At 64.9% G+C, this 26,757-nt stretch carries 24 protein-coding genes; 12 read left to right on the top strand and 12 right to left on the bottom strand.

Translation table 11 applies throughout. The features are described from left to right. Positions 1-45: 45 nt before the first annotated feature. On the bottom strand, positions 46-2,295 hold the full coding sequence (locus SPHI_RS11815) for an LPS-assembly protein LptD (protein ID WP_076745158.1): 2,250 nt from the start codon (positions 2,293-2,295) through the stop codon (positions 46-48). 145 nt (positions 2,296-2,440) lie between these two features. On the opposite strand from SPHI_RS11815, the gene SPHI_RS11820 reads away from it, so the two are divergent. The 4 genes from SPHI_RS11820 to SPHI_RS11835 all read left to right on the top strand — a co-directional run bounded on the left by SPHI_RS11820 (position 2,441) and on the right by SPHI_RS11835 (position 5,763). Further along, positions 2,441-3,895: a leucyl aminopeptidase gene (locus tag SPHI_RS11820; protein ID WP_076745159.1), complete on the top strand. Its 1,455-nt coding sequence runs from the start codon at positions 2,441-2,443 to the stop codon at positions 3,893-3,895. 136 nt (positions 3,896-4,031) lie between these two features. Further along, entirely contained in the window at positions 4,032-4,472 is a 441-nt protein-coding gene (locus tag SPHI_RS11825) for a DNA polymerase III subunit chi (RefSeq protein ID WP_076745160.1), read from the top strand. 333 nt (positions 4,473-4,805) lie between these two features. Next, positions 4,806-5,228 (top strand): nucleoside-diphosphate kinase, encoded by a 423-nt coding sequence (ndk, locus tag SPHI_RS11830; protein ID WP_076745161.1) that lies wholly within the window; start codon positions 4,806-4,808, stop codon positions 5,226-5,228. A gap of 4 nt (positions 5,229-5,232) precedes the next feature. Beyond that, positions 5,233-5,763 (top strand): GNAT family N-acetyltransferase, encoded by a 531-nt coding sequence (locus SPHI_RS11835; RefSeq protein ID WP_076745162.1) that lies wholly within the window; start codon positions 5,233-5,235, stop codon positions 5,761-5,763. Positions 5,764-5,850: 87 nt separating this feature from the next. On the opposite strand, the gene SPHI_RS11840 is transcribed toward SPHI_RS11835, so the two are convergent. From SPHI_RS11840 to purM, 4 genes are read right to left on the bottom strand one after another with little or no spacing between them, the layout of a single operon-like run. Further along, positions 5,851-6,447, bottom strand: coding sequence for a hypothetical protein (locus tag SPHI_RS11840; RefSeq protein ID WP_076745163.1), 597 nt, complete (start codon positions 6,445-6,447; stop codon positions 5,851-5,853). Then, positions 6,444-6,827, bottom strand: coding sequence for an MmcQ/YjbR family DNA-binding protein (locus tag SPHI_RS11845; RefSeq protein ID WP_076745164.1), 384 nt, complete (start codon positions 6,825-6,827; stop codon positions 6,444-6,446). The genes SPHI_RS11840 and SPHI_RS11845 overlap by 4 nt, the downstream gene beginning before the upstream one ends. Continuing rightward, complete coding sequence (gene purN, locus SPHI_RS11850) at positions 6,812-7,369, bottom strand: phosphoribosylglycinamide formyltransferase (protein WP_076745191.1); 558 nt, start codon at positions 7,367-7,369, stop codon at positions 6,812-6,814. Before purN ends, SPHI_RS11845 begins: the two co-directional genes overlap by 16 nt. Continuing rightward, positions 7,366-8,457 (bottom strand): phosphoribosylformylglycinamidine cyclo-ligase, encoded by a 1,092-nt coding sequence (gene purM, locus SPHI_RS11855; protein ID WP_076745165.1) that lies wholly within the window; start codon positions 8,455-8,457, stop codon positions 7,366-7,368. The genes purN and purM overlap by 4 nt, the downstream gene beginning before the upstream one ends. A gap of 63 nt (positions 8,458-8,520) precedes the next feature. Between purM and SPHI_RS11860 the strand changes: the two genes are divergently transcribed. Genes SPHI_RS11860 through SPHI_RS11875 form a run of 4 tightly spaced genes read left to right on the top strand, consistent with a single transcriptional unit; the run spans position 8,521 to position 14,062 of the window. Beyond that, the gene (locus SPHI_RS11860) at positions 8,521-9,756 is read left to right on the top strand and encodes a hypothetical protein (RefSeq protein WP_076745166.1); all 1,236 of its coding nucleotides are present in this window, start codon (positions 8,521-8,523) and stop codon (positions 9,754-9,756) included. A 43-nt stretch (positions 9,757-9,799) separates the two neighbouring features. After that, positions 9,800-10,417, top strand: a complete 618-nt coding sequence (locus SPHI_RS11865; protein ID WP_076745167.1) for an HdaA/DnaA family protein — start codon at positions 9,800-9,802, stop codon at positions 10,415-10,417. Continuing rightward, complete coding sequence (locus SPHI_RS11870) at positions 10,417-12,582, top strand: RNA degradosome polyphosphate kinase (protein ID WP_076745168.1); 2,166 nt, start codon at positions 10,417-10,419, stop codon at positions 12,580-12,582. The genes SPHI_RS11865 and SPHI_RS11870 overlap by 1 nt, the downstream gene beginning before the upstream one ends. Before the next feature lie 4 nt (positions 12,583-12,586). Beyond that, positions 12,587-14,062 (top strand): Ppx/GppA family phosphatase, encoded by a 1,476-nt coding sequence (locus tag SPHI_RS11875; protein WP_076745169.1) that lies wholly within the window; start codon positions 12,587-12,589, stop codon positions 14,060-14,062. A 19-nt stretch (positions 14,063-14,081) separates the two neighbouring features. Here SPHI_RS11875 and SPHI_RS11880 read toward each other — a convergent pair whose 3' ends face one another. From SPHI_RS11880 to SPHI_RS11890, 3 genes are read right to left on the bottom strand one after another with little or no spacing between them, the layout of a single operon-like run. Further along, positions 14,082-15,362 (bottom strand): cell wall hydrolase, encoded by a 1,281-nt coding sequence (locus SPHI_RS11880; RefSeq protein ID WP_083719958.1) that lies wholly within the window; start codon positions 15,360-15,362, stop codon positions 14,082-14,084. A gap of 53 nt (positions 15,363-15,415) precedes the next feature. Beyond that, complete coding sequence (gene cysK / locus SPHI_RS11885) at positions 15,416-16,336, bottom strand: cysteine synthase A (protein ID WP_076745170.1); 921 nt, start codon at positions 16,334-16,336, stop codon at positions 15,416-15,418. Then, a complete protein-coding gene (locus SPHI_RS11890) occupies positions 16,333-17,625 on the bottom strand; it encodes an MFS transporter (RefSeq protein WP_076745171.1) in 1,293 nt (430 codons plus the stop codon). Before SPHI_RS11890 ends, cysK begins: the two co-directional genes overlap by 4 nt. 277 nt (positions 17,626-17,902) lie before the next feature. Between SPHI_RS11890 and pdhA the strand changes: the two genes are divergently transcribed. Together pdhA and SPHI_RS11900 are read left to right on the top strand one after the other, a co-directional pair. Continuing rightward, positions 17,903-18,946, top strand: a complete 1,044-nt coding sequence (gene pdhA / locus SPHI_RS11895; RefSeq protein WP_076745172.1) for a pyruvate dehydrogenase (acetyl-transferring) E1 component subunit alpha — start codon at positions 17,903-17,905, stop codon at positions 18,944-18,946. A 1-nt stretch (position 18,947) separates the two neighbouring features. Further along, entirely contained in the window at positions 18,948-20,384 is a 1,437-nt protein-coding gene (locus tag SPHI_RS11900) for a pyruvate dehydrogenase complex E1 component subunit beta (protein WP_076745173.1), read from the top strand. 42 nt (positions 20,385-20,426) lie between these two features. On the opposite strand, the gene SPHI_RS11905 is transcribed toward SPHI_RS11900, so the two are convergent. From SPHI_RS11905 to SPHI_RS11915, 3 genes are read right to left on the bottom strand one after another with little or no spacing between them, the layout of a single operon-like run. Continuing rightward, the gene (locus SPHI_RS11905) at positions 20,427-21,140 is read right to left on the bottom strand and encodes a TadE/TadG family type IV pilus assembly protein (RefSeq protein WP_076745174.1); all 714 of its coding nucleotides are present in this window, start codon (positions 21,138-21,140) and stop codon (positions 20,427-20,429) included. Next, complete coding sequence (locus SPHI_RS11910) at positions 21,131-21,709, bottom strand: TadE/TadG family type IV pilus assembly protein (protein ID WP_233130905.1); 579 nt, start codon at positions 21,707-21,709, stop codon at positions 21,131-21,133. Before SPHI_RS11910 ends, SPHI_RS11905 begins: the two co-directional genes overlap by 10 nt. A gap of 41 nt (positions 21,710-21,750) precedes the next feature. Next, positions 21,751-23,685, bottom strand: coding sequence for a pilus assembly protein (locus SPHI_RS11915; protein ID WP_233130906.1), 1,935 nt, complete (start codon positions 23,683-23,685; stop codon positions 21,751-21,753). Positions 23,686-23,751: 66 nt separating this feature from the next. On the opposite strand from SPHI_RS11915, the gene SPHI_RS11920 reads away from it, so the two are divergent. Beyond that, positions 23,752-24,414, top strand: coding sequence for a hypothetical protein (locus SPHI_RS11920; RefSeq protein WP_076745177.1), 663 nt, complete (start codon positions 23,752-23,754; stop codon positions 24,412-24,414). A 50-nt stretch (positions 24,415-24,464) separates the two neighbouring features. Beyond that, positions 24,465-24,929, top strand: coding sequence for an EF-hand domain-containing protein (locus tag SPHI_RS11925; RefSeq protein ID WP_076745178.1), 465 nt, complete (start codon positions 24,465-24,467; stop codon positions 24,927-24,929). Here SPHI_RS11925 and trmFO read toward each other — a convergent pair. Beyond that, positions 24,926-26,257, bottom strand: coding sequence for a methylenetetrahydrofolate--tRNA-(uracil(54)-C(5))-methyltransferase (FADH(2)-oxidizing) TrmFO (gene trmFO, locus SPHI_RS11930; protein WP_076745179.1), 1,332 nt, complete (start codon positions 26,255-26,257; stop codon positions 24,926-24,928). The genes SPHI_RS11925 and trmFO overlap by 4 nt on opposite strands. Between the last annotated feature and the right edge of the window lie 500 nt (positions 26,258-26,757).

Below are 26,757 nucleotides of genomic sequence, written 5' to 3' on the forward strand. Positions count from 1 at the left end.
CGTCGCGCCCGTCACGGCACTGCCTTGGTGTAGCTGAACCCCGGCTTAGCGCCCGAGGTTCTTCAACGCCAGCGTCAACAGGACGCTACTGCCGCTGCGCACGTCGCCAGTGGTGCGGTAATCATGCCGCCACGTGGCACCGAGCGTGAGGCAATCGTCTTCGTATTGGATGCCAAAGCGATGCCGAATGGGATCAAAGCCGTCGGAAAGCGAAAACACGTCGTCACTGCGATCGGTCAGATCAACGATGCCGGAGGCGAAGGCAGACCAGAAACGCGCGAACTGCACCCGTCCGCCGACCCGAATCTCTTCGCGATCCTGAAGGTCTTCCAGGTCGTCGATGTCGCGGTTGAGCCGCAGATAGCCGACAAGAACATAGGTGGAGCGAGAACCGACCGTCGCATCCACTTCGTTCCGGCGCACCGCCAGACCGCCTTTGTCGAGCCGGTACCGGTGTGTGAGCGAGACAAAGTCGCGGAACCGCACGGAGGTGCGCCCGACGATATCGCTGAACCTGTCGCTCAGACCCGTCCCGGACGGCAGGATGGTTGGTCTGTCGTTCAGGCGATAGCTTTGACCAATGTTGGTCGCCAGGCTGAACCCGGGCAGGTCGATGTTCCATTCGAGTCCATAAGTCGCCCGGCTGGAATCTTCCCAGCGATCGTAGCCAGCGAAGCGATTGAGCGCGAAGAGGTTCGAATCCTCCAGGTCGATCGCGCGGGCATCTTCGTTGGGCAGGTCGAGGTTCTCGATCTTGGGCGAGGCGACGATCTGCAGCCGCGGCGTGATCCGCTGCGTGCCGCTGCCGAACGCGCCGACGAACGGCCAGCGCACGTCCACCGCTACGGCGCCGATCCCGCGCGATTGGAAGCCCTCGAGCCCGCGATAGCTGGCGATCGCCGTCGCCGCCGTGTCGTTGGTGTTATAGGCATCCGCCCGCGCGAAGGCGGTGAAGGTCACTTCCTGGCCCCAATTGGTCAGGCGTCGAAGGTCCCAGCGCACGCTGGCGAAGGCGCGCTGCGTGTCCTGCCCGGCATGCCGGCCAAGCGCGAGCGTGTTGAGCTGGAACTGAAAGGCGCCGCCGAGCAGCCCCCCGTTCATGCGCCGCCGGTAATCGATCTCGGGCAGCGCCACCGGCTGCAGCCCCTGCCGCTCGCCCACGCGAAGCGTCTGGGTCGCCCACCCGGCGAGCGAGAAATAACTGTCGCGATCGATCCGCTCCAGCGCAACGGTGGTGCGCAGCCGATCAACCCGAGAAATATCATAGCGGCGCAGGAAAGTGCGGTCGCTCGCCAGGCGGAGCGAACCTGACAGGCTCCACTTGTCGTCGAATTGCAAGCGCCCGGCGCCATCGAGATAGCCGCGGAACGCCTTCTCGGTCGAACTGTCGAACCCGGCTGACAAATCGTCGCTGCGCCGGCTCGACGTGGCATAGCCCGTGACGCTGAACGCGCCGAGCTCGTTCAGATGCTCATAATTCGCCTCCAGCATCGGCAGCACGGCCGTATAGACATGCGGCGTGACCGTCAGCTTTCGATTTGGCGCCAGCCGAAACAGATAAGGCGTGGCCACCTCGAACCCGTTGATCCGATCATATCGAGCGGTCGGTGCCAGCAGACCGCTAGCGTTGTCGTCTCCGACCGGATGAGAAAATTTCGGCAGCGGAATTGAGGGCAGGCCGAACAGGTGCACCTGTGCGCCCGTATAATAAACGCGCTCGCGATCGGGCCGATAGGTGACTCGCACCGCCGTCACCTTCCAGGTCGGCTCCTTCGGGCACCCTTCGGAATCGACCACCGAGCAAGCGGTATAGGCTGCCCGCTCAAGCGAGATCGTCCCGCCCTCCGCGCGCGTGCCACGCTCCGCCGCCAGCCGCCCACCACGCTCCAGCACGACCAGCATGTTATCGACCATGCCGCCCTTCAGCGAATCGGTCAGCTCGATCGAGTCCCCATAAGCGGTGTCGCCCTCGGGGTTGGTAACAGCGATGTTGCCCGACGCCACGACCTTGCCGGTCTTGCGGTTCCACACGACCTTGTCGGCGCGCAGCCGCTGCCCCGCGCGAAACATCCGCACGTCGCTGGTGGCAGTGACGATATCCGCTTCGTAATCATATTCCAGCGCGCCGGCGCTGAAATTAACCTGATCCTCGTCCGCGGCCGGGGCAGGCGCGGCGGCAGGTGTCTCCGGCGCGGGCGGCGCGACGGCTCGGTCCTGCAGATTCTGCGCCGCTGCCGTTCCCGCGAACAGCGCTAGCGGAAGCGCGCAACTGGCCAGAAGGTCGAGACGCGTCACTCGCTTACTCGCAAAGCATGAACCCCTTTCCGCCGCCTGTTGGCGGGTCGGTGACAGGCCCTATCGCACCGCAGGCGAGCTGCTGCAACGCTTTGCCAGCGCGGGTGGGAGTGCCTATCTGCATGGCGAAACAAGAGGAACAGCCATGAACGTCACCTTTGCCGCCACTCGCCCAGCCACCACGCCGGTGCTCGCGCTGCCCGTCGCCAAGGGCGCGGTGGCGACGCTCGCGCCCGAGGGGCTGGACGATGCGGCACGGGCGATCCTCACCGCCGCGGCGGCTGGCCAGCGCTTCAAGGGTGAGGCGGGCACGGTGGCGGAGGCCTATGTCGCGTCGGGCCGCGTGCTGCTGCTCGGCGTCGGGGAGGGGGACGACGCCAGCTACGAGCGGGCCGGCGGGGCGATGACGGCGCGGCTGCTCACCTCGGGCGTGACCGCCGTCGCCGCCGATCTCAGCGGCACCAGCGCCATCGCCGCGGCGCGCTTCGCCGCCGGCACCGCCCAGCGCGCGTGGCGCTACGACGTCTATCGCACCAAGCTCGCCGATGAGGCGAAGCCGACGCTTGCCGACGTGACTATCGTCGGCGCGCCCGAGGAGACGGACGCCGCTTGGGCAGGACGCGATGCGGTGACTCAGGGGCTCGCACTGACCAAGACCCTGGTCACCCTGCCGCCGAACATTCTCTATCCCGAAAGCTTCGTCGAGCTGGTCAGCAAGGAAGTTGAAGGCCTCGGTCTCGAGATCACCGTGCTCGACGAGGCCGCAATGGCAGAACTCGGCATGGGCGCGCTGCTCGGCGTGTCGCAGGGTTCGCGCCGCGAAGCGCGCCTCCTCGCGCTGCGCTGGAATGGCGCAGGCGAGGGCGATCCGGCGCTGGCGCTCGTCGGCAAGGGCGTGACGTTCGACACCGGCGGCATCTCGATCAAGCCCGCCGCCGGCATGGAGGACATGAAGTGGGACATGGGCGGCGCAGGCGCGGTCGCGGGCGCGATGAAGACGCTCGCGCTGCGCAAGGCCCGCGCGAACGTGATCGGCGTGATGGGTCTGGTTGAGAACATGCCCGATGGCAACGCGCAGCGCCCCGGTGACGTCGTCACCTCCATGTCCGGCCAGACGATCGAGGTGATCAACACCGACGCCGAAGGGCGCCTGGTGCTGTGCGATTGCGTCACCTGGGTGCAGCGCACGCACAAGGTGAAGACGATCGTCGATCTCGCCACGTTGACCGGCGCCATGATCATCAGCCTGGGCAACGAACAGGGCGGCCTGTTCGCCAATGACGATGGCCTCGCCGACCAGCTCCTTGCCGCCAGCAAGGCAAGCGGCGATGCCTTGTGGCGTTTCCCGATGGGACCGGCTTATGACAAGCTAATCGACAGCGCGATCGCCGACATGAAGAACGTCGGCCCGCGCGGCGGCGGCTCGATCACCGCGGCGCAGTTCATCAAGCGCTTCGTCGACGAAGGCGTGAACTGGGCTCATCTCGACATCGCCGGCATGGTCTGGTCCGAGAAGGACGGCCCGACCTGGGGCAAGGGCGCGACCGGCTATGGCGTGCGGCTGCTTGACCAGTTCGTGGCCAGCAACTTCGAGGGGTAACTTTTCACAAGCGGGTCGATTTCTCCGATCGTTCGTGCTGAGCTTGTCGAAGCACGTGTGCCGCTGGCACGCCCTTCGAAAGGCTCAGGGCGAACGGACAATAGGGTCGGCCCATGCGTGACCGAGGCGAAGTACGATGCAGGTTGATTTCTACCACCTGACCAGCATGCCGCTCGAACGCGCGCTCCCGCGAATCGCCGAGCGCGTGCTCGCAAGCGGCGTGCGACTGCTGATCGTCGCCTCGGGCGAAGCACAACGCGCCGCGCTCGACCGGCTGCTGTGGGAGTATGCGCCTGACAGCTTCCTGCCGCACGCCCAGCTAGGGGAGGGCGACGACACCGCCCAGCCGATCCTGATCGCTCCCGATGTAAATGCCGCTAACCGCGCCAGGCACATCGCGCTGGTTGACGGCGAATGGCGCGACCACGCGCTGGACTTCGACCGCGCCTTCCACTTCTTCGACGAGGAACGCATCGGTGCGGCGCGGGCGGCGTGGAAGGGCCTTGCCGGCCGCGACGGGGTGGAGCGGCGCTATTGGAAGCAGAACGACGCCGGCCGCTGGGAACAGGCGGCCTAGCCACCCTCGTCATGCCGGGCCTGTCTCGGCATCCACCGTTCCGCATACCCCCCGACCGTTGAGGACGCGGACGGGTGGATGCCGGACGAGCCCGGCATGACGTTGGTGCGAATGCCTGTACGTCCCCTCACGTCGTCATCCCGGACTTGATCCGGGATCCATTCTTCCGCGTGAGCTGACGCTTGCTCCTCAAGCCGCAGCGGCTGCCGCACCTTGGATCCCGGATCAAGTCCGGAATGACCATGCGAGCGCCGCCAACCAGTTGCACTCACCCCGCCGCCCCGCTAACCGCGCCGCTGTTTCCAGACACCACCAACCACAGGAGCGACCATCATGGCCGCCAATCGCACGTTCTCGATCATTAAGCCCGACGCCACCCGTCGCAACCTGACCGGCGCGGTTACCAAGATGCTGGAGGAAGCCGGCCTGCGCGTCGTCGCGTCCAAGCGCATCCAGATGACCCGCGAGCAGGCCGAAGGCTTCTACGCCGTCCACAAGGAGCGCCCGTTCTTCAACGACCTCGTGTCCTTCATGATCTCCGGCCCGGTCGTGGTTCAGGTGCTCGAGGGCGAGAACGCCATGCAGCGCAACCGCGACATCATGGGCGCCACCAACCCGGCGAACGCCGAACCGGGCACGATCCGCAAGGAACTGGCCGAATCGATCGAGGCGAATTCGGTCCACGGTTCGGATTCGGATGAGAATGCGGCCATCGAGATCGCCTATTTCTTCAAGCCCGAAGAGATCGTCGGCTGATCCGATGAGCACGGCTTGGCGGCTGCGCCGCGCCACCGCGGCCGATGCGCCGGCGGCGGCGATGGTCGCCGCCGCCAGCTTTCTCGAAACCTTCGCCGGCATCCTGCCTGGCGAAGACATTGTCGCGCATTGCACGCGCAACAGCTCGGCCGCGAAGTTCGCCGGCTGGGCCGACGATCCCGCCAGCGTGGTTACGCTCGCCGAGCATCCGGACGGCGCCGCGCCGGTCGGCTACACGCTGCTGACGACGCCCGATCTCCCGATCACGCCGGAACACGGCGACATCGAACTCCGCCGCATCTACGCGCTGTCGCTCACCCGCGGCACGGGGCTGGGAAACCGGCTGATGGCGCAAGCGATTGCCGACGCGCAGTCGCTCGGCGCAAGGCGGCTCCTCCTCGGTGTCCTTGGCACCAATCACGTCGCGCGCGCCTTCTACGAACGCGAAGGCTTCACCCTAGCGGGGACGCGCCGCTTCAACGTCGGCGCCGGCTGGTACGACGACGTGATCTACGCGCGGAATCTTCCAAGGTAATCCGTTCGCGCTGAGCTTGTCGAAGGGCGTGTTCCAGGCACGTACTTCGACAAGCTCAGTACGAACGGTGCTGAAAAGGCGGATCGCCTAGATCCGCTGCCGCTTCATCTCCGCCGCCCACAGCGCATCCACACGCTTCGCATCACCACCCGGCTCGCGCACCCGCACCGCTTCGATCGACAGGCTGCGGCCGCGCATCAGATGCCCCTCGGTGCGCCACACGATCTCCACGATCGCGCGTCCGCTCCGCATGGCATCCCCGACGCGGTACCGCGCCGTCACCAGCACCGGCAGCCGCCCCTCGCGCGCATCCGCGCCGCCGTCGGTCGCCTTCAGCACCGCCCCGGCGAACCAGTCCCGCTCGATCCGGGCGGTGGCCGGGCTCTGCGTGCCCACGCCAAGCGCCTTGGGAAAGGTCACGGTCGTCTCCAGCAACTCATGCTTGGGATCGGACAGCCGCACCTCGTCGCCGCCGCTCGCCAGTTCCGCCTCCAGCGCGAACCGCGCCTCCGCCGCACTGGCTGCAACGCTCGCCGCCGCTTTCTCCTCCGCCGCGTCGCGCTTGTCGCTCCAGTTCATCCACAGCGTCAGCGCGCCGATGATTAGGCCTGAGACGGCAACGATTTCCGCCAGAGAGATCCAGCGCCGCCGCGTCGCGGCCTGATCGGGTGTCTCACCGCTCATCGTCCGCCCATCTCCAGCAAGCGCCGCGGCGCAACCATTTCCCAACTCGCCGCGATCCGCTCCGCCACCCGGTCCCAATCGGTGTCGGTCGCAGCGAGGCGCATGGCCACCCAGCCGGACACGCCCAGATACGGCGGCTTGTAATAACAGTCGGGATCGGCCTCGATCAGCATCGCCTGCTCCTCGGCGCCACTGGTCTTCACCACCACCGCCGTCTCGCCGCTTCCGTGCAGATCGTGCGAAAAGTAGGCGAAGAACTTGCACTTTTCGATGTGGAAGCCAGGCGCGCCGTGCGACAGCCGCTCGGCCGCCTCGGGCAGGGCCAAGGCGATCTCGCGAACCCGCGCGAGCAGGGCGTTGGTGTCTAGCGGTTCAGCCATTTCGCCAGAACGCGCGGATACAGCCGATGCTCCTCCGCGAGCACCCGTGCGGCGAGCGCGTCCTTGGTATCGTCCGGCAGGATCGGCACCTCGGCCTGCGCGAGCACCGCGCCGGCATCCAGTTCCTCGGTCACGACATGCACCGAACAGCCCGCCACCGCATCACCGGCGGCGATCGCCCGCGCATGCGTGTCGAGCCCCTTGTACTTGGGTAGCAGTGAAGGGTGAATGTTGACGATCCGGTCGCGCCACTTGGCGACGAACTCGTCAGACAGCAGCCGCATGTAACCGGCCAGCGCCAGATACTCCGCGCCCGCCGCGCGCAACGCCGCATCCAGCGCCGCCTCATAGGCCTGCTTGCCGACATCCTTGGGCGCCAAGGCAAAGGTCGGGATGCCATGTTCCAGTGCCCAGGCGAGCCCCGGCGCGGCGGGGCGATCGGAGGCGACCACCACCACCTCGTAGGCGTCACCTGCGGCGGCGACGATCGATTGCATGTTCGATCCCCGACCGGAGATCAGGATGCCGAGCTTCGCCGTCATGCGTGATGCGTGGCGGTCCAGGCCGCGCGCGCGCTCCACGTCTCGACCGATCCGGTCACGGTGCAGCCGCGCTCACCCGCCTCGATCCGCCCGATGCGGAACACCTCTTCGCCGGCAGCGGACAGATCAGCGGCAACCGCATCGGCCTGATCGGCGGCGACGACCACCGCCATGCCGATCCCACAGTTGAACGTGCGCGCCATCTCCTCCGGCTCGATCGCGCCCTGCGCCTGGAGAAACGCCATCAACCGCCGCTGCGCCCAGGCATCGGCATCCACCACCGCATGCCTACCCTTCGGCAGCACGCGCGGAATATTCTCCAGCAGCCCGCCGCCGGTGATATGCGCCAGCCCCTTCACGCGCCCGGCGGTGACCAGCGGCAGCAGGCTCTTCACGTAGATGCGAGTCGGCGCCATCAGCGCCTCGATTAGCAGCACCTCGGGATCGAACAGGGCAGGACGGTCAAGCTTCCACCCCTTGTCCGCCGCCAGCCGCCGCACGAGCGAAAAGCCGTTGGAGTGCACGCCCGACGAGGCGAGCCCCAGGATCACGTCGCCATCGCCGATCGCGGCGCCGGTCAGCACCCGGTCACGCTCCACCGCGCCGACACAGAAGCCGGCCAGGTCATAATCGCCATCCGCATACATGCCCGGCATCTCGGCGGTCTCGCCGCCGATCAGCGCGCAGCCGGCGATCTTGCAGCCCTCCGCGATCGACGCGATCACGCGCTCGGCAACACCCGCCTCCAGCTTCGCGCTGGCGTAATAATCGAGGAAAAACAGTGGCTCCGCGCCCTGCACAATCAGGTCGTTGACGCACATCGCGACCAGATCAATGCCGACGCCGTCGTGGCGGTCGTGCTCGATCGCGAGCTTCAACTTGGTGCCGACGCCATCGTTCGCCGCCACCAGCAGCGGATCGGCGAATCCCGCCGCCTTCAGGTCGAAGAACCCGCCGAACCCGCCAAGGTCCGCGTCAGCGCCCGGCCGGCGCGTTGCGCGCGCCAGCGGGGCGATCGCCTTGACCAGTGCATTTCCGGCCGCGATCGACACGCCGGCCTGTTCGTAAGTGTACCCGCTTTCGCTCATGATGGCCGCCTAGCCACAACGCGCTTGGATTTCCACGCCTGCTTCGCCAAAAGACGCTCGCTTATGCGCCTGAAGCCCTTGTTCCTCGTTCCCGCTGCCGTGGCCCTCGTGCTCGGCGCAGGCGTCAGCATCGCCCAGATCGAGGGCAGCGGCCGCGGCGTCGCGCCTGTCGATAGCTCCAATGATTTCGAGGTCTCCGGCGTTCGCGTCGATGTCGCCGCCAAGGATGCCGACAGCGCTCGGCTCGGCGGCTGGCGCGTTGCACAGCGTAAGGCATGGGCACAGCTGTCGCAGCGGCTTGGTGCCGGCAAGCGCAGCGTCCCCGATTCGACGCTCGATTCGATCGTCACCGGCATCGTCGTAGAGAACGAACAGATCGGCCCCCAGCGCTACGTTGCGCGGCTTGGCGTGCTGTTCGATCGCAACCGCGCCGGCGCGATCCTCGGTATTTCGAACTATGTGATGCGCTCTCCGCCGATGGTGGTGATCCCGATCGTCTGGTCGGGGGGCGTCGCAACCGCGTTCGAACAGCGCACGCTCTGGCAGGAAGCCTGGGCGCGCTATCGCACCGGCGGGAGCGCGATCGACTATATCCGCCCTACCGGCAGTGGCCCCGATCCGCTGCTGCTAAACTTCGGCCAAGCGCAGCGGCCCGGCCGCGGCTGGTGGCGCGCGGTGCTCGACCAGTTTGGCGGATCGGACGTGCTGATCCCAACGGTGAAGCTCTACCGCCAATGGCCCGGCGGACCGGTGGTCGGGGTGTTCCAGGCTCGGCAGGGACCGGACAACCGGATCCTCCAGCAATTCACCCTTCGCGTGGGTAACGTGGCGGGCATTCCGGCGCTGCTCGATGCTGGCGTGAAACGGCTGGACGAGAGCTATCAATCCGCACTGCGCGCTGGTTACCTGCGCAGCGATCCGGGCCTCTCCTACGTGCCTCCCAGCGACGTGCCCGAGGAGGAGGATGATGAGGCCGGCGAGACGATCGTCACCGATGCACCCGTAGTGCCCACCGTCTCGATCCAGGTTCAGTTCGACACGCCCGAGGTCGCGGCGGTGACCGCCGCCGAATCGGCGATGCGCAGTGTGCCCGGCGTGAACTCGGCTACCACCAGCAGCCTCGCACTCGGCGGCCTGTCGGTGATGACGGTCGGCTATGCCGGCCCCGCCGACGCGCTCAAGGCCGGGCTAGAGGCACGCGGCTGGCAGGTGTTTGGCTCGGGCACCACCATTCGCATCCGCCGTGCGCCGCGGCTGCTGCCGCCCGACCTCCAGCCCGACAATGTTACGGCGGGATGAAAGCGGCGAGGAGGATAAGAGCGGCCTTGGGGATAGCCGCGCGGTGAGCCAGATCGCGCTTCCGCTGGTCTGGCCTGCCGATCCGCACGGCGACGAATTTCTGGTTTCCCCCTCCAATGACCGCGCCGTCCACATGCTTGATCACTGGGCGACCTGGCCGGTAATGGCAGCGCTGCTCGTCGGCCCACGCAAGTCGGGTCGCAGCTTGTTGGCACGCATCTTTGCGGCAAAAAGCGGCGGCACGATCATCGACGACGCGCCCGATCGTTCCGAAACCGAGCTGTTCCATGCCTGGAACCATGCCCAGGCCCACCGTCGTCCCCTGCTGATGATCGCCGACGTACCGGCTCCCGCGTGGCACGTCGAGCTTCCCGACCTACGTTCGCGCCTAGCCGCCACGCCACTGGCGGAGATCGGTCCCCCTGACGACGCGCTGATACGCGCCCTGCTGGAGCGCGAGTTCGGCCGTCGCGGCATGGATGCGCGCCCTGACTTGGTTGACTGGCTTGTCACGCGGATTGAGCGTAGTCACGTGGCTGTCATGCGAACGGTGGATGCGCTCGATCAGGAGGTGATGGAACGTCGCAAGCGGCTGTCCATTCCTTTGGCACGGACGACGCTCGCCGCCGCGGCGTTGATCCCTTCACCGCCGGAGCCATGATGACCCGATCCGTTCGCCAAGCCCGTCTCGATTCTGACGACGATCCCTTCGAGCAGCGCGATACGGATCGTTACTTCAACCGCGAACTTTCGTGGCTCGCCTTCAACCGCCGGGTGCTGGAGGAAGCGTGCAATCCGGCGCATCCCTTGCTCGAACGGCTCCGCTTCCTGTCGATCTCTGGCTCCAACCTTGATGAATTCTTCATGGTCCGGGTGGCTGGGCTCAAGGGTCAGCAGTTGCTTGAGGTCGAGGCGCGCTCCGCCGACGGGCTGACGCCATCGCAGCAACTCGGCGAGATTACCGCCGAGGCGGACGCGTTGCTCGCCAGCCAGGAAAATGTCTGGCGCGACATTCGTCATTCATTGGCCGACACGGGCATTCAGGTGCTCGGCTCCAGCAAGATCGACATGGTGCTTATGCCTGAGGAGATCGGCTGGCTTGAAACGCATTTCCGCGAGCAGATTTTCCCCGTCATCACGCCCCAGGCGCTCGATCCGGCGCACCCGTTCCCGTTTATGCCCAACAAGGGGCTGGCCGTGATGTTCGACCTCGTCCGTATTTCGGACGGCGAGCCGATCCGGGAATTGGTCATGGTCCCAAACGGCATGTCACGTTTCGTCCGGATGCCGGGCGAGCGCGCCCGCTATGTCGCCGTCGAATCGATGATCAAGCGTTTCTCGGCCATGCTGTTCCCCGGCTACCGCGTCGAGGGCGCCGCCGAATTCCGCGTGCTGCGCGACAGCGACATCGAGATCGAGGAGGAAGCCGAGGATCTCGTCCGCTATTTCGCCAATGCCATCAAGCGTCGCCGCCGCGGCCGGGTGATCCGGCTCGAACTGGAAACGGGAATGCCCGAGTCGCTCGCCAAGGTTCTTCGGGATGAACTTGGTGAACAAGCGCTGGTGACCGAATCGGGCTCCTTCCTCGGGATCGGCGATCTCGATCGTATTGTTGACGAGGACCGCCCCGACCTCAAGTTCACGCCCTTCACGCCACGCTTCCCCGAGCGGATCCGCGAGTTCGGCGGCGATTGTTTCGCGGCGATCAGCGCTAAGGACATCATCGTCCACCATCCTTACGAGACGTTCGACGTTGTGCTCGCCTTTCTGAAGCAGGCGGCGAACGATCCCGACGTTGTGGCGATCAAGCAAACACTGTACCGAGCCGGCAAGCAGTCCGCGGTCATCAACGCTCTGATTCAGGCGGCTGAGGCTGGCAAGTCGGTCACGGCCGTGGTCGAGCTCAAGGCGCGCTTCGACGAGGAGCAAAACCTCCTCTGGGCCTCCGCGCTCGAACGCGCCGGCGTTCAGGTCGTCTACGGCTTCATAGACTGGAAGACCCACGCCAAGGTTTCGATGGTGGTGCGGCGAGAGGCCGGGCAGTTCCGGACCTACTGCCATTTTGGCACCGGTAATTATCACCCGATCACAGCCAAGATTTACACCGATCTCAGCTTCTTCACCGCTAATCCCGCGATCGGGCGTGATGCCGCCCGGATGTTCAACTACATCACCGGGTATGTAGAACCGGAGGACATGGAGCATGTCGTTCTCTCCCCGCGCTCGCTGCGCACCCGGCTGATCGAGGAAATCGATGCCGAAATCGCCCACGCCCGCGCCGGTCGTCCGGCGACGATCTGGGCCAAGATGAACAGCCTGGTCGATCCAGCGATCATCGAGAAGCTGTACGAGGCCAGCGGGGCTGGGGTGGAGATCGATCTGGTAATCCGCGGGATCTGCTGTCTTCGCCCGCGCATTCCCCGACTATCGGAGAATATCCGGGTCAAGTCGATCGTCGGCCGCTTCCTCGAGCACAGCCGGATCGCCGTGTTCGGCAACGGATCGCCGCTCCCGAACGACGATGCGCATATCTACATTTCATCAGCGGACTGGATGCCACGTAACTTCGATCGTCGCGTCGAGTACATGCTCCCGCTCGAAACCGGTACCGTTCACGATCAGGTGCTCGATCAGGTGATGCTCGCCAATTTCATCGACACCGAACAAAGCTGGGATTTGCATGCGGATGGCAGTTACGTCCGCACCGATCCGGGCGAGAAGCCGTTCAACCTCCATCGTTATTTCATGACCAATCCTTCGCTTTCGGGACGGGGTGCAGCGCTGGGCGAGGGTGGCCAGGTACCCAAATTGTCGCTGCGGAGCTGATCGCTTGGAAGGCTCGCGTACTGCCATCATCGATATCGGATCGAACTCGATCCGCCTCGTCGTCTATCAGGGGCCACCGCGTCTGCCGGCGACGCTGTTCAACGAAAAGGTACTCGCCGGCCTCGGCCGCAGTCTCGCACAGACCGGGGCGATCGATGCCGAAGCGTTCGCGCTCGCCGGGTCCGCGCTGGCGCGCTTCGGCGCACTCGCCCGCGAAATGGGCTGCGACGACGTGCGCACTGTTGCCACGGCCGCAGTACGCGATGCGAGCAATGGCCACGATCTGATCGCTCTTGCCGACCGCTTAGGCCTTACCGTCGAGCTACTTCCAGGCGAAGAGGAGGCGAAGGCGGCGGGCTACGGTGTGCTCTCGGCCATTCCCGAGGCGGACGGCATCGTCGGCGATCTCGGCGGCGGTAGCCTGGAGCTGGTGCGCGTCAGCGGCGGACAGCTCCATGAACACATCTCTTTTCCGCTCGGCGTGCTCCGCCTCGCGGACTTGCGCGCCAAGGGCGGTTTTGAGCGTCGCGTCGGGCGTATTCTCGAAGACTCGGGCTGGGCCGGGGCGGGGCGCGGCAAACCGCTCTATCTCGTCGGGGGTTCCTGGCGCTCGCTCGCGCGCGTCGACATTCACGACCGCGGCTATCCGCTGCCGATCCTTCACGGCTATGCGATGGCGCCGGCCCGCATCGAGCTGCTTCGCCGCAAGCTCCCGACGCTGGACAAGGCATGGTTCAAGGGGGTGCCGCATCTGTCGAGCGGCCGCGTGCCGACGCTGGCTCCCGCAACTGACCTGCTCGGTGCGCTCCTTCCGGTGCTCGGCTCGTCAGGGACGATCGTCTCCGCCTTTGGCCTGCGCGAAGGGCTGCTTTACCAGCGCCTGTCGCCAGAACAGGCGGCGCTCGATCCATTGATCGTCGCTGCGCGCGACGAGGGGCAGCAATTAGGCCGCTTTCCCGAGCATGGTGACCTGCTCGACCGCTGGATCGCCCCCCTGTTCATCGACGAGCCCGTTGCCGACGCGCGTCTTCGTCACGCCGCGTGTCTGCTGGCCGACACGAGCTGGCGCGCGAACCCCGAGTTCCGCGTCGAGCTGGGCGTCGAGACTGCGCTGCACGGTAACTGGGTCGGGGTCGATGCCCGCGACCGCGCGATTATGGCTGCCGCGCTTGCGGCGAGCCTGGGCGCGCAGCCGCCGTGCCCCGCGCCTATTCCGGCACTCGCCTCTGCGGCTGATCTGGCGCGCGCCAATGCCTGGGGGCTAGCGATCCGCCTTGCGCAACGCTTGTCCGGCGGCGTAGCGGGGCCGCTCAACCGTACCAGCATCCGGCGGGCGGCAGATGGGGTCGAACTGCACTGGGGCGAAGCTGATCGCGCACTGGGAGGCGAATCCGTCGAAAAGCGACTGAAAGCACTCGGTGCCTCGCTTGGTCTTAGCACGCGTATGAAGACGCATGAGGGTAGTGACAGGTTAAGTTGAGACGGGCGCGGGTGTTACGCTATCCCGCTATGTTGCTTAGCGCAGTCTCGGCCGCCTCCTTGCGTCGCACGCCGTCAAGCGGAGGTGGCCCTTTCGGTGGGTCGCCTACCCTCGGCGCCGGCGTCGCACGCAGCATCAGCCGCCGCATGCACGGGTGACGTTTGGTGAACTCTTCGCAGTTCCACAGCATCCGCTCCAGGCCGTTTGCGCTATCGCGAATGTAGCTGAACGACATGGCCGCTATCTGCTCCGGTGTCAGCGGCATTCCTGTGGGCATGCCATCGGGCTTCGTCCAACCCATGAACTTGCACTTCGCGCGTTTGTCGCAGGCGGCCAATGCCAGGTCGGCGAACTCATCCGCTTGAACGGGATTGAGCGCCGCCAGGAATGTGCCCGCGTCGCTCCCTAGCGGAGCCGCGGCTCGACCTTGAAACGTTGACGCCGCAACGATCGCGGCATCGTTGCCCGCCACGGCAGCACTCATGCGATGCGCGTCGGAAATCATGGCCAACTTGGTGACCGGTGCCTCTTCTGGCTGCTGCCCACGGTTGAAGGCCGGACCGGTTCCCCACCATCCGGTCCAGCGAAAGAACAGGTGCGTGTGAAGCTCGGCGATCTTGTCTAGGCTGGCGCTCCAGTAGGGCACCACCCAGTCCGTATGGTAGTGGGTGGCCCAGCCTACCGGCTTGTACACGCCGCCGCGCAATGCCTTGCTCGCGATTTCGCGCGCGCGCTTCCAGGCGGCCGCCGACGGCGTGCGTGCGAGCGCACCGTCGCAGGTGAACGTGAACTGGCAACCGGTGGACCGTTCCGCGCCCTGGAACACCACCCCGCACACCGTTTTCGGAAAGGCTGGATGGCGCAACCGGTTTAGCACGACCTGCGCCACGGCTTGCTCGCCTGGGGCGTCGTCGCCTGCCTCGTAATAAGCGGCGGCGGCCAAACAGTCCGTTGCACGCGCCAGATCATCCTTGCCCCCAACGAAATGGTACGGTCGCGCTGGAGGCACCGGGCCCTTCACGAATGGTACCTTCGCATTGATCGACCGCGCATCATCCGGGGCGATCTCCGCATATTCCACCGGCTCCACTGGTGGCGGAGCGACCCGCGGCGCGGTGGTACGCAGCACAGGGGAGGCCGACGCACCGACCTCAACCTTGGCGGCCGGCACCAGGTGCGTGACGATCAAGGGCAGGGCGACCGCGACGATCGCCACAACAACGAGGATCAGGTTGAGAGGGCGAAGGTTAGGCACCGCGCGAGGCTTAACCCAATTTTCCGGCCCAGCGAAGCGCGGCATGTTGGCCCAGACGGTGCGCTGTGCCGGGACAATCCCTAGCACAATGGCTCATATCATGCTTCCGGCAGAAAATCGGGGACCGACAGGTAACGCTCACCCGTGTCGTAGTTGAAGCCGAGCACCCGCACCCCTTCAGGCAGGTCGGGCAGCTTCTGCAGGATTGCCGCCAGCGTTGCTCCAGAGGAGATGCCGACCAGCGTGCCTTCCTCGCGCGCGGCACGGCGCGCCATGTCCTTGGCGACGGCCGCGTCCACTTCGATCACCCCGTCCAGCGATTGGGTGTGCAGATTCGCAGGTATGAAACCGGCACCGATGCCCTGAATCGGGTGAGGACCGGGCTGCCCGCCGTTGATCACGGCGGAAGCGCTCGGCTCAACGGCAAATACCTTGAGGTTCGGCCACTCCTTTTTCAGCGTTTCGGCCACGCCGGTGATGTGTCCGCCGGTGCCAACGCCCGTGATCAGCACATCAATCGGCGCGTCGCGGAAATCATTCAAAATTTCCTGCGCCGTTGTTTTCACATGGACGTCAATGTTGGCGGGATTTTCGAACTGCTGCGGCATCCACGCGCCGGGCGTCGTCTGGACCAGTTCCAGCCCGCGCTCAATCGCGCCCTTCATGCCCTTCTCGCGCGGCGTCAGGTCGAAGGTCGCGCCATAGGCCAGCATCAGCCGGCGGCGCTCCAGCGACATGCTCTCGGGCATGACCAGGACGAGCTTGTAGCCCTTCACCGCAGCCACCATTGCCAAGCCGATGCCAGTGTTGCCGCTGGTTGGCTCGATGATCGTGCCGCCCGGCTTCAAGTCACCAGACGCCTCGGCTGCCTCGATCATGGCAAGCGCAATGCGGTCCTTGATCGAGCCGCCGGGATTGGATCGTTCCGACTTGATCCAGACCTCGGATCCCGGGAACAGCCGCTGAATGCGGATGTGTGGCGTATTGCCGATCGTGTCGAGGATCGTGTTCGCCTTCATGGCTGGCTCACTCCATGCTGAGTTTCGGGTGGGACGACCGAGAGCGGTTCTGCTGGCGGATCAAAGGTTCGCGCGTTCTTCAGTTCCGGAAACAGTCGTGACCACAAAAGGGTCACGGCGATCGCCCCGATGCCGCCCACTACCACGGCAGCCACCGGGCCGAGCAGCGAGGCCAATAGTCCGCTCTCCGCCTCGCCCAGTTCGTTTGACGCCGAAATGGTTAGCTGACTGACGGCGCTGACACGGCCGCGCATCTCGTCGGGCGTGTGAAGCTGGATCAGCGAGCCCCGCACGTACATCGATATCATGTCGGCGCCACCGGCGACGATTAGCGCCGCCAGACTGAGGGCGAAGATCTTCGATATCCCGAACGTAAGAATGGCGAGGCCGAACACGACGACGGCGATCAGCATCTTGGCGCCGACGTCAGTCTTTATCGGGCGGAGCGACAGATAAACGCCAGTGACCGATGCACCAATCCCCATACCGGCAGCAAGCAATCCCAGTCCGCTCGGGCCGACATGAAGGATGTCGCGAGCATAGATCGGGAGCAACGCCGTCGCACCGGCGAGCAGGACCGCGAACAGATCCAATGTGATCGCCGCCTGCACCAGCCGGTTGCGCTTCACATACGAAAAGCCATCAGCGATCCGGGCCAGAGGCCGGCGGTCCTTCTGCGCCGGGGGCTGTGGTACGCGCCCGATCGTCAGCAGCATGAGCAGCGCGACGGTGAACATCACCGTCATGCCGGCGTAAGCGACGATAGGGCCGATGGCGAACAGCAGCCCACCGAGGCTTGGCCCCGCGATGAAGCCGACCTGCATTGCAATGGAGCCGAGAGCAATCGCCGTGGGCAAGCTTTCACGCGGAACCAGGTTGGGCGCCAGCGCGGAGTAAGCCGGTCCAGCGAACGCGCGCGCCACGCCGACGAACACCGCGGCTCCGAACAGGGCCGGTAGGCCAAGCCAGCCTTCCCACGTCGCAAACCCCAGCATCGCCGTGGTCAAGGCGAGCAGTGTCGTTGTGCCTCGTACGATCCAACGGCGGTCGATCGAATCGGCGATTAATCCGACGATCGGCGTCAGCAAGAACAACGGCACGAACTGTGCGAGGCCGATCATGCCGAGTAGAAAAGCGGCGTCGCGAATGTCCATCGTCTCGCGTGCGATGCTGTACACCTGCCACCCGAGCACAATGGCCAACGCCGATTGCGCAATGGTGCTGGCAAGCCGTGCCAGCCAATAGCTGCGGTAGTTAGCGATGCGAAGCGGGTGAGTGGCGGCGGGCATGTAACCTGGACTTAGGTCCGGTCGGGGCAGGGGGCAAGAAATCCGAGCGGTTCAGCCGGATTTACGCGCCCCACTTGCGCCGCCCGGCAATCGTCGGTTCTTTCTTTCACTTAGGTGAGCGGCCTTGTCGCACATGATCGCCATCAAGATGCGGAAGCCGAGCTTCGACAAAGTGACGTAACGTTACCCGATGCACCCCTCCCGTTGCGCCCCGCGCGTATCCGGGCCTATAGGCGCGGCTTCTCCCTCCCCTAGGAACCTACGAGGCTTCACCTCCGTGGCAAGAAACGCCCGCGCTAAGAGCGCCGAACCCCCCGTCCCCAATCGCGAGCGCCCCGGCGAGCCGCAGCCTTATCAGGCGTCTAGGGACGAATTGCTGCAGTTCTACAAGGACATGCTGCTGATCCGCCGCTTCGAGGAAAAGGCCGGTCAGCTTTACGGCCTCGGCCTGATCGGCGGCTTCTGCCACCTCTATATCGGGCAGGAAGCCGTCGCGGTTGGCCTCCAGTCCGCGCTGACCGAGAAGGACAGCGTGATCACCGGCTATCGCGATCACGGTCACATGCTGCTGTGCCGCATCCCGCCCAAGGACGTGATGGCCGAGCTGACCGGGCGTCAGGCCGGCATTTCGAAGGGCAAGGGCGGCTCGATGCACATGTTCAGCGTGGAGCATAAGTTCTACGGCGGGCACGGCATCGTCGGCGCGCAGGTGTCGCTGGGCGCCGGGCTCGGCTTCAGCCACAAGTACAACAACGACGGCGGCGTGTGCCTTGCGTACTTCGGCGACGGTGCGGCCAACCAGGGCCAGGTGTACGAAGCGTTCAACATGGCCGAGCTTTGGAAGCTCCCGATCATCTTCGTGATTGAGAACAACCAATATGCCATGGGCACGAGCGTGAACCGCGCCTCGTCCGAGGACCAGCTGTATCGCCGCGGCGAGAGCTTCCGCATTCCTGGCATCCAGGTCGATGGCATGGACGTGCTGGCGGCGCGAGGTGCGGCCGAGGAAGCGCTCGCCTGGGTGCGTGCGGGCAAGGGCCCTGTCATCCTCGAGATGAAGACCTATCGCTATCGCGGTCACTCGATGTCCGATCCGGCCAAGTATCGCAGCCGCGAGGAAGTACAGGCGGTGCGCGACAAGTCCGACCCGATCGAGCACGTTAAGAAGCTGCTCGATGCTAAAGGCGTCAAGGAAGACGAGCTGAAGGCGATCGAGGCGGAGATCCGCAAGGTCGTCAACGAATCGGCCGATTTCGCCGAAAGCACCCCGGAACCCGATCCCAAGGAATTGTACACAGACGTGCTGGTGGAGAAGTATTGAGATGGCGATCGACATCAAGATGCCGGCACTGTCGCCCACCATGGAGGAGGGCACGCTCGCCAAGTGGCTCGTCAAGGAAGGCGACACGGTGAAGTCCGGCGACATCATGGCCGAGATCGAGACCGACAAGGCGACGATGGAGTTCGAAGCGGTCGACGAAGGCACCGTGGGTAAGATCCTGGTCGCCGAGGGCACCGATAACGTGAAGGTCGGCACCGTCATCATGCAGTTGCAGGGTGAGGGCGAGGAAGCCGGCAGTGCCGACAAGGCGCCTGCCGAGACCAAGGACGACACGCCCGAGCCCAAGGCTAAGGCCGACGCCAAGAAGGATGACGGGGTGGAAGACTCCGCGCACCCTGCGCAGGAGAAGGTCGAGACCGGTGCGCGCCAGATGTTCGAGGCGGCGAAGCACGACGCCCAGGTCGCCGATCCGGCGATCCCGGAGGGCACCGAGATGGTCAAGACGACCGTCCGCGAGGCGCTGCGCGATGCGATGGCCGAGGAAATGCGCGCCGACGAGCGCGTGTTCGTGATGGGCGAGGAAGTCGCGCAATATCAGGGCGCGTACAAGGTGACCCAGGGCCTGCTCGACGAGTTCGGCGACAAGCGCGTCATCGATACGCCGATCACGGAATATGGCTTTGCCGGCGTCGGCACGGGCGCGGCGATGGGCGGTCTTCGCCCGATCGTCGAGTTCATGACGTTCAACTTCGCCATGCAGGCGATCGATCACATCGTGAACTCGGCGGCCAAGACCAACTACATGTCCGGTGGCCAGATGCGCTGCCCGATCGTGTTCCGTGGCCCGAACGGTGCCGCGAGCCGCGTCGGCGCGCAGCACTCGCAGAACTATGGCCCCTGGTATGCCAGCGTCCCCGGCCTGATCGTGATCGCGCCCTATGATGCGGCGGACGCCAAGGGGCTGCTCAAGGCGGCGATACGCTCGACCGATCCGGTCGTGTTCCTCGAGAACGAGCTGCTCTACGGTCGGTCGTTCGACGTGCCCAAGCTCGACGATTGGGTTCTGCCGATCGGCAAGGCCCGTATCATGCGCGAGGGCAAGGACGTGACGATCGTCAGCTATTCGATCGGCGTGGGCCTCGCGCTTGAAGCCGCCGACAAGCTGGCCGAGGAGGGCATCGACGCGGAGGTCATCGACCTGCGCACGCTGCGCCCGCTCGACAAGGACACGGTGCTCAAGAGCCTCGCCAAGACAAACCGCGTCGTCGTGGCCGAAGAGGGCTGGCCCACCTGCTCGATTGCCAGCGAGATCGTGTCGACCTGCATGGAAGAAGGCTTCGACGACCTCGACGCCCCGGTGATCCGCGTGTGCAACGAGGACGTGCCGCTGCCCTATGCGGCAAACCTCGAGAAGCTGGCGCTGATCTCGTCCGACAAGATCGTCGCGGGCGTGAAGAAGGTGGTGTACAAGAAGTAATCGCGTTTTCCCGGGGAGCGGCGCTCCCCGGGAAGGGCTTCATTATGGGCCGTAGAGATTGCAGGTCGCGCGCCTGGCGGATGCCACCGGATTGTAGATCTGACGGAAATCGCGGTTATTCCGGACGATCAGCGACGCGGTATAGTGTATGCGGTATGGCGCTACCAACCACTCACCGACCAGCGGCTTGTAGAGATAGTTGATCTCCACAAACATCAATCCAGAACGTGGTGGCGCGTTCACCTTCGCGCCGGTCGGTCCCATTCCAGCCGGCATCGTGGTTCCGGCATTCGCCAGCGTGGCGGTCGTGCCAGCGGAGATGCTGGTGTCGCCATAGGACGAATCGTAGCCTGGTCCGCTCGCTTTTCCCATGCACCGTTGCCAGTGGATCCGCTGTACGGGCGCAGTATCGTAGCTTTGCTGCACGTTCTCTAGGCTGGAGACGATCACACGGCCGTTCGTGGTCAGCCCGATGCTTTGACCCTGCAGTCTGGCAGCCTGCAGCATGTCGTTCATGTCGCCCTCACGCATGGACTCGACATTGTTGGTGCCGATCAACCCCATGCGTGAGGCGTTGTCTGCGAGGTTCAACGCGATCTGACTTACCCGCATGCTGACCAACGCCTGATTACCGATCTCCACGCCATACAGCCCCAGCGCCAGCACGATCGGCGCGCTGAAGGCGAATTCCACCAGTGCCACGCCCTTGGTATTTTGGCGAAGCTGCTTGAACAAGGCATGGCCGGTCAATTGCATTTCCAGGTCACCGTCGGGTCTATGCGCGAAGCATATGGTTGGTTCTTGAGCAAAGTTTGTGCACTGATCGTCTGTGAACTGCTCCACCCGAAGAGCGCGGGAACCGGGAAGATACGGGGATAGGTGACGCTGATCGTGTATAGCGTTACCTCGTTTGCGCCGCCCTGACCCGCAACTCCATTCGCTGCTTGTGCGTCCCAGGTGCCATTGTTGTTGAGGTCCTGATAGCATTCGCCGGTTTCGCGCAGGTTGTTGCCGTTGTCGTCGTTGAAAGGCTCGGGTCCCGCAGCAGAAAAGACCGCGTAGCTGCGCCGGCGAGAGCAGTAGGTTCCCGGCAACGGCGTTGGCGAGCAGGACGCTGTCGGCCGCTGCATGATCTGCGCCAGCATATCGATCACCTGACCGTCGAGTACATCCGCCTGGTCGGCCCCGCCCTGGATTGCGGAGTCCCGCGCCGCTTTCTGGATTGAGCCGCTGAGCAATTCATTGGCGTACGTCTGGTACAGGAGGTCACCCAAGCCCATCATCATCATACACATCACAGGCACGACGATCGCGAACTCGACCACAGTGACGCCGCGCCGATCGCCGAGCAGGCGTTGAACGCACCTCATTTTGAGACCCGCAGCATCGCGACCTGCTTGGCGATGGACTGAAACGCGCTGGTCAGCGCCGCATTGTCGCCAGCGAAGAAAGCCTGCCCCGGTGAGGCGCAAGTCCTAAGTTCATCATTCAGCGCCTGACCAAAGCCGATCACGAACACCGTGATGCCACGGCTCCTCGCGGCGGCGCATTCGGCGACAAAACGCGCATTATGAAAATCAGTCAGATCGCTCGTGTTGCCGCCTCCTATGCGACCGTCGTACTTCTCCATGCCGTACATGCCATAAAGGCTGTCATTTGGCGCCATCGCGCCGTCAGTCATGAAGACGATGAAACGGTTCGGTGCTTGCCGGCCCGGCCACGCCGCCGTGTCCGCCGCGAACAACCCGGTCGGCGAGATCAACCGTGTGCCCCAGATCATGCCGGTGTCGTGGTAAGTGCCGCCCTGCGCCTTGAAATCGACCGCATTGACATACGCGGACACTTGGTCGCGGGTCATGGTGGCAAGGCGGGATACGGGTTTGCCGCACGAGACGTAGCCGCTTTCGATGTTCTCCGCCCATCCGTTCGGATAGGGCGTCATATTGGTGTAGCTGTCTCTCGCTCTTGTGTATTGATCGACCCACAGATCACCGTATGGGGACGACCCGTTTCCCGCGTAGGTGTTACCCGCTTTGGTAGCGCGGTAGTAGATCACTTCCGGCCACATCGGACGCCAGCGACTATTGTTCGACGTAGCGGGCAAATCCGGGTCCAGGTCCGCCGGCAGATTGTCGATGTCGAATGTAGTTGTACCCGGCGTGGTTGTCCGTTCCTCGATGCAGCCCTGCCAGCGCGCGGTCGCGCCGGTGATCTTGCTCGGGTCCGCGACCGTGTTGCTGGTGTTCAGCGTCGCGATATATTGGCTAACGTTATAGGTGACCGGCCCGTAGCGCCAGACCGGCTTGACCGCTTGAGCACGGATCACGCACGTGCCTCCGGTGCTCCGGCCGTTGTTCCTCGTCCAAGAGATACGGGTGAAATAATAGGCGAGCCCGTTCGTGCTAAATGTCAGTTCGCCTCCGGGCGCGCGGCCCGCTCGCGCCGTGCACTCGGCGCTCGTATCATTCGAGTAAGTCGTGTCGGAGGCTGAGCCAGTCTGCTCTTCACCAGTGATCGCACGTGATTGATAGTTCCACTGCGTCACGAAGCTGTTGGGGGACACATCCAACAGTGCGGCGCCGGCGTTTACCGTCGATGTATAGGTGACGAAGCCGTAGCGAACATGTGTGTTCGGATCGATGTTTGACGCCATGGTATCGTAGAAATTCATAACGGCGGCTCGAAGACCGGACAATTTCGAGTTGGACTTCTCCGTGGTGTAATATCCGATCGTGCCATCAGGCCGAGTATAGGTTCTGACCGCTTGGCTGCAGCTGGCGTCCGCCGCCGCGCAGGCCATTGATCCCGTAGTGTCCAGTACGAACATGACGTCGGTATCGGCGATGTCGTACCGCGCTTCGCACGTCACGGTCAGCGGCTGTTCCGACTGACCGAACATCTGCATGATCGTCATCGGCACGCGCGTCGTGGCGGTCCCGGCAACCTGATTGTCGGCAGTCTTCGTCGGCGTAAAAGGATACGGGCGCGTCGCATTCGTATAAGCAGGCGTTCCCATGATCCCGCTCGGGAAATTGTTGGCGAAGAAGGTTCGCGCCTGCGTCACCGCGTTTGCATCGAGCGTGGTCGAATTGCTGTCGTCCATGAACTTGCGTCCTGCGAGCGCTCCCGCGTCGCAGGCTTGTTGCAAGCGCACCTTTACAAGATACATCCGGCCTACATCGACAGCAGACCCCGTCAGCGCGGCGAGCGGGATCAGGAATGCAGCCATCATCGCCAGCGTGTTGCCGCGCGTGTCACCGCGCAGGCGCGTCAAAAATGATGTCATGCCGTTATCGCTCATGCGCCAGTTCATTTGGTCTTGGTTTGGCACTATGCACCGTCACCGGCTAAGCCGGGCTCAAACGACATGGTAAACGACGCGGAAACCTTCGGGATTGACCCTGCCGGCGGGCATGCGGAACGCGTGCTGGCGCTCGGCTACGCGCCCGCCCGTGCTGCGCCGGGGATTGCGGCGGCTTTTGCGTTGGATGCGACGTTGGCCAAGCTGGCGCTTGGCACGCGCGATCCGATGGTGGCGCAGTTGCGGCTGACCTGGTGGCACGAAGCGCTGAGGGCGCTCGGCGGCGGTGTGCCGCCTGCGCAGCCGATCTTGCAAACGCTGGCGATCGCTGGTGCGGACGGGACGATGCTGGCGGCGATGTCGGACGGCTGGGAACATCTGCTCGCGCCGCCGTCGCCTGAGGACATGTCGATCTTCGCGGTTGCGCGGGGACAGTTGTTCGAAATCGCCGCACGTCTTGCCGGCGCGCGCGATGCGGTCGCGGACGCGGGGCAGGGGTGGGCACTGGCCGATCTTGCACAGGCTACTGCGGATCCGACCGTCGCTCGCATCGCCGCAGGGATGGCGGAGCCGTTGCTAAAATTGGCGGCGGGGCAGCGGTGGAGCGGTGAGGGGCGCTTCCTGGGCGCGTTGGTGCATATCGCGCGGGCCGATCTCGCCGGGACGCATCCGGTGGGGGCGCCCCGGCGGGTGGCGCGGCTTGCCTGGCATCGGATGACCGGCAGATAGGCTTGCGGCGCCCCCGTCAGCCGCTAGCATCCGCAGCGGGGAGACAGGCGATGTGGCGATATCTGGCGGGTAGCTTGGCGGCGCTGCTGATGGTGGCGGCGGGGTGGCTGGTGTTCACGGGACGGGCGCGGACCGAGCCGGTGCTGCCGCCGGCGCCGCAACTCACCAGTGATAACGCGGCAGTGCCGGCCCGCGACGAGGCGCCGGTTCCGGAGGCGAGCGCCCGCACGCGGGAGGAGAAACGGTTTGATCGGTATGACAAGGACCGCAACGGGCAAATCGCGGCGGAGGAATATCTCACCGCCCGCCGCAAGGCCTTTGCCAAGCTCGACACGAACGCAGACGGGCGGCTGACGTTCGAGGAATGGGCGGTGAAGACCACCACCAAGTTCGCCACTGCCGATCGTGACAAGTCCGGCACGATGGACCGCACCGAATTCGCCACCACCGCGGTGAAGCGCAAGCCGAAGCCCAAATGCGTCTGCGCACCACCAGCGGCGGAGGACGGCAATTAAGCTGCCATCCATTTCGCCAGCGCGGCGCGGGCGCGGTCGGTGTACATCTTCTTGCGATCGGCCTTCTTGGTGCGGCCCTCGATCGGGGGGAAGAGGCCGAAGTTGACGTTCATCGGCTGATAGGTTTCCGCCACCGCTGCGCCGGTGATGTGGTTGATCAATGCCCCCAGCGCCGTTTCGACCGGCGGCGGCGTCATCGCACCGCCGCTCAACTCGGCGGCGGCGAAGCGGCCGGCGAGCAGGCCGACCGCGGCGCTTTCGACATAGCCTTCGCACCCCGTGATCTGGCCGGCGAAGCGGACGTTGGGGCGTGATTTCAGCCGCAGTTCGGGATCGAGCAGTTCCGGCGAGCGCAGGAATGTGTTGCGGTGAAGGCCGCCCAGGCGTGCGAACTCGGCCTTTTCCAGCCCTGGGATGGTGCGGAACAGGCGGACCTGCTCGGCGTGCTTCAGCTTGGTCTGGAAGCCGACGATGTTCCACAAGGTGCCGGCGGCATTGTCCTGGCGCAGCTGGACGCAGGCATAAGGCCAGCGGCCTTGCGGATGCTCCTCGGTCGCGGTGCCGGGCTGGTCGAGGCCGACGCCCTTCATCGGGCCGTAGCGCAACGTCTCGCGGCCGCGCTCCGCCATCACCTCGATCGGCATGCAGCCTTCGAAATAGGGCACGTTCTCCCATTCGCGCGGCACGCTCTTCTCGCCGGCGAGCAGGCCTTCGACGAACGCGTCATATTGTTCGCGGGTGAGCGGGCAGTTGATGTAATCGGTGCCGTCGCCCTTGTTGTAGCGCGACTGGAACCAGGCCTTGTCCATGTCGATCGTGTCGCGGTGGACGATCGGGGCGATGGCGTCGAAAAATGCGAGCGCGTCCTTGCCCGTCTCGCTGGCGATCGCCTCGGATAGGCCGGGGGCGGTGAGCGGGCCGGTGGCGATGATCGCAGGCCCATCCGGCAGCGCATCGATCCGCTCGCGCACGATCGTGATGTTGGGGTGCGCTTCGAGCGCGGCGGTGACGCCGGCGGAGAAACCGTCGCGATCGACCGCCAATGCGGAGCCGGCGGGCACCTTGTGCCTGTCGCCCTCACGCAGGATCAGCGAGCCCAAGGCGCGCATCTCCTGATGGATCAGGCCGACGGCGTTGCTCTCCGCATCGTCGGAGCGGAAGCTGTTCGAGCAGACGAGCTCGGCGAGGTGATCGGTGTGGTGCGCGGGGGTGTTCTCTCCCGAGCCGCGCATTTCGGACAGGCGAACCTTGTGGCCGGCCTCGGCGAGTTGCCAAGCGGCCTCGCTCCCGGCGAGCCCGCCGCCGATGACGTGAATGTCGTGGGTCATATCAGGCGCTTAGGCGGGTTGCGGTGGGAAGGGAACGGGCGGGTTGCGGGTGCAGTGTTGGAGCGAATGTTGACAATGTTGAGGCGCTGGAGGGTTTTTCTCCAACAGGTGTCAACATTCGCGGTTTGAGCGATGTAAAGCATAGGTCGGAGTTTACGCGAGCGGCGGAGTGTAGGACAGGCGTCGCGGGGAACGGCCAGGCGAAAGCGATGATCGCGCCGGCGGCGAGCGCTGCTCAGAAAGTGCCGAAGACAAGATTGCTGCGCCAGCCATGAGGAGAGAGCCGAGGCCTTGTTTGATTGCGCGAACACCAAATCGGTGGCTATTCAGGTGGACCGTTGTTGATCGTTGCAGTCCTCCTCCAACTCATCATTGACCTGCTCCCCATTTTCAGGCCGCTGATAAGTTAGCTTTGGTGTCCTCATGCCTTTGGCGGGGGCGGTTGGTGAACTCGGCGGGTGCCATGCCGCCAAGGCTGCTGTGCGGACGCACGGTGTTGT

It is taken from the genome of Sphingomonas jeddahensis (genome assembly GCF_001981525.1).
Classification (GTDB): Bacteria; Pseudomonadota; Alphaproteobacteria; order Sphingomonadales; family Sphingomonadaceae; genus Sphingomonas; species Sphingomonas jeddahensis.

Bases quoted from the DNA above. Each gene is read 5' to 3' on its own strand.
- SPHI_RS11870 (WP_076745168.1), top strand. From the start codon at position 10,417: ATGACCCGATCCGTTCGCCAAGCCCGTCTCGATTCTGACGACGATCCC.
- SPHI_RS11905 (WP_076745174.1), bottom strand. From the start codon at position 21,140: ATGCAATTGACCGGCCATGCCTTGTTCAAGCAGCTTCGCCAAAATACC.
- cysK (WP_076745170.1), bottom strand. From the start codon at position 16,336: ATGAAGGCGAACACGATCCTCGACACGATCGGCAATACGCCACACATC.
- SPHI_RS11825 (WP_076745160.1), top strand. From the start codon at position 4,032: ATGCAGGTTGATTTCTACCACCTGACCAGCATGCCGCTCGAACGCGCG.
- SPHI_RS11925 (WP_076745178.1), top strand. From the start codon at position 24,465: ATGTGGCGATATCTGGCGGGTAGCTTGGCGGCGCTGCTGATGGTGGCG.
- ndk (WP_076745161.1), top strand. From the start codon at position 4,806: ATGGCCGCCAATCGCACGTTCTCGATCATTAAGCCCGACGCCACCCGT.
- SPHI_RS11880 (WP_083719958.1), bottom strand. From the start codon at position 15,362: ATGCCGCGCTTCGCTGGGCCGGAAAATTGGGTTAAGCCTCGCGCGGTG.
- SPHI_RS11915 (WP_233130906.1), bottom strand. From the start codon at position 23,685: ATGAGCGATAACGGCATGACATCATTTTTGACGCGCCTGCGCGGTGAC.
- SPHI_RS11900 (WP_076745173.1), top strand. From the start codon at position 18,948: ATGGCGATCGACATCAAGATGCCGGCACTGTCGCCCACCATGGAGGAG.
- SPHI_RS11840 (WP_076745163.1), bottom strand. From the start codon at position 6,447: ATGAGCGGTGAGACACCCGATCAGGCCGCGACGCGGCGGCGCTGGATC.
- SPHI_RS11820 (WP_076745159.1), top strand. From the start codon at position 2,441: ATGAACGTCACCTTTGCCGCCACTCGCCCAGCCACCACGCCGGTGCTC.
- trmFO (WP_076745179.1), bottom strand. From the start codon at position 26,257: ATGACCCACGACATTCACGTCATCGGCGGCGGGCTCGCCGGGAGCGAG.
- SPHI_RS11920 (WP_076745177.1), top strand. From the start codon at position 23,752: ATGGTAAACGACGCGGAAACCTTCGGGATTGACCCTGCCGGCGGGCAT.
- SPHI_RS11860 (WP_076745166.1), top strand. From the start codon at position 8,521: ATGCGCCTGAAGCCCTTGTTCCTCGTTCCCGCTGCCGTGGCCCTCGTG.
- purM (WP_076745165.1), bottom strand. From the start codon at position 8,457: ATGAGCGAAAGCGGGTACACTTACGAACAGGCCGGCGTGTCGATCGCG.
- SPHI_RS11845 (WP_076745164.1), bottom strand. From the start codon at position 6,827: ATGGCTGAACCGCTAGACACCAACGCCCTGCTCGCGCGGGTTCGCGAG.
- SPHI_RS11835 (WP_076745162.1), top strand. From the start codon at position 5,233: ATGAGCACGGCTTGGCGGCTGCGCCGCGCCACCGCGGCCGATGCGCCG.
- purN (WP_076745191.1), bottom strand. From the start codon at position 7,369: ATGACGGCGAAGCTCGGCATCCTGATCTCCGGTCGGGGATCGAACATG.
- SPHI_RS11890 (WP_076745171.1), bottom strand. From the start codon at position 17,625: ATGCCCGCCGCCACTCACCCGCTTCGCATCGCTAACTACCGCAGCTAT.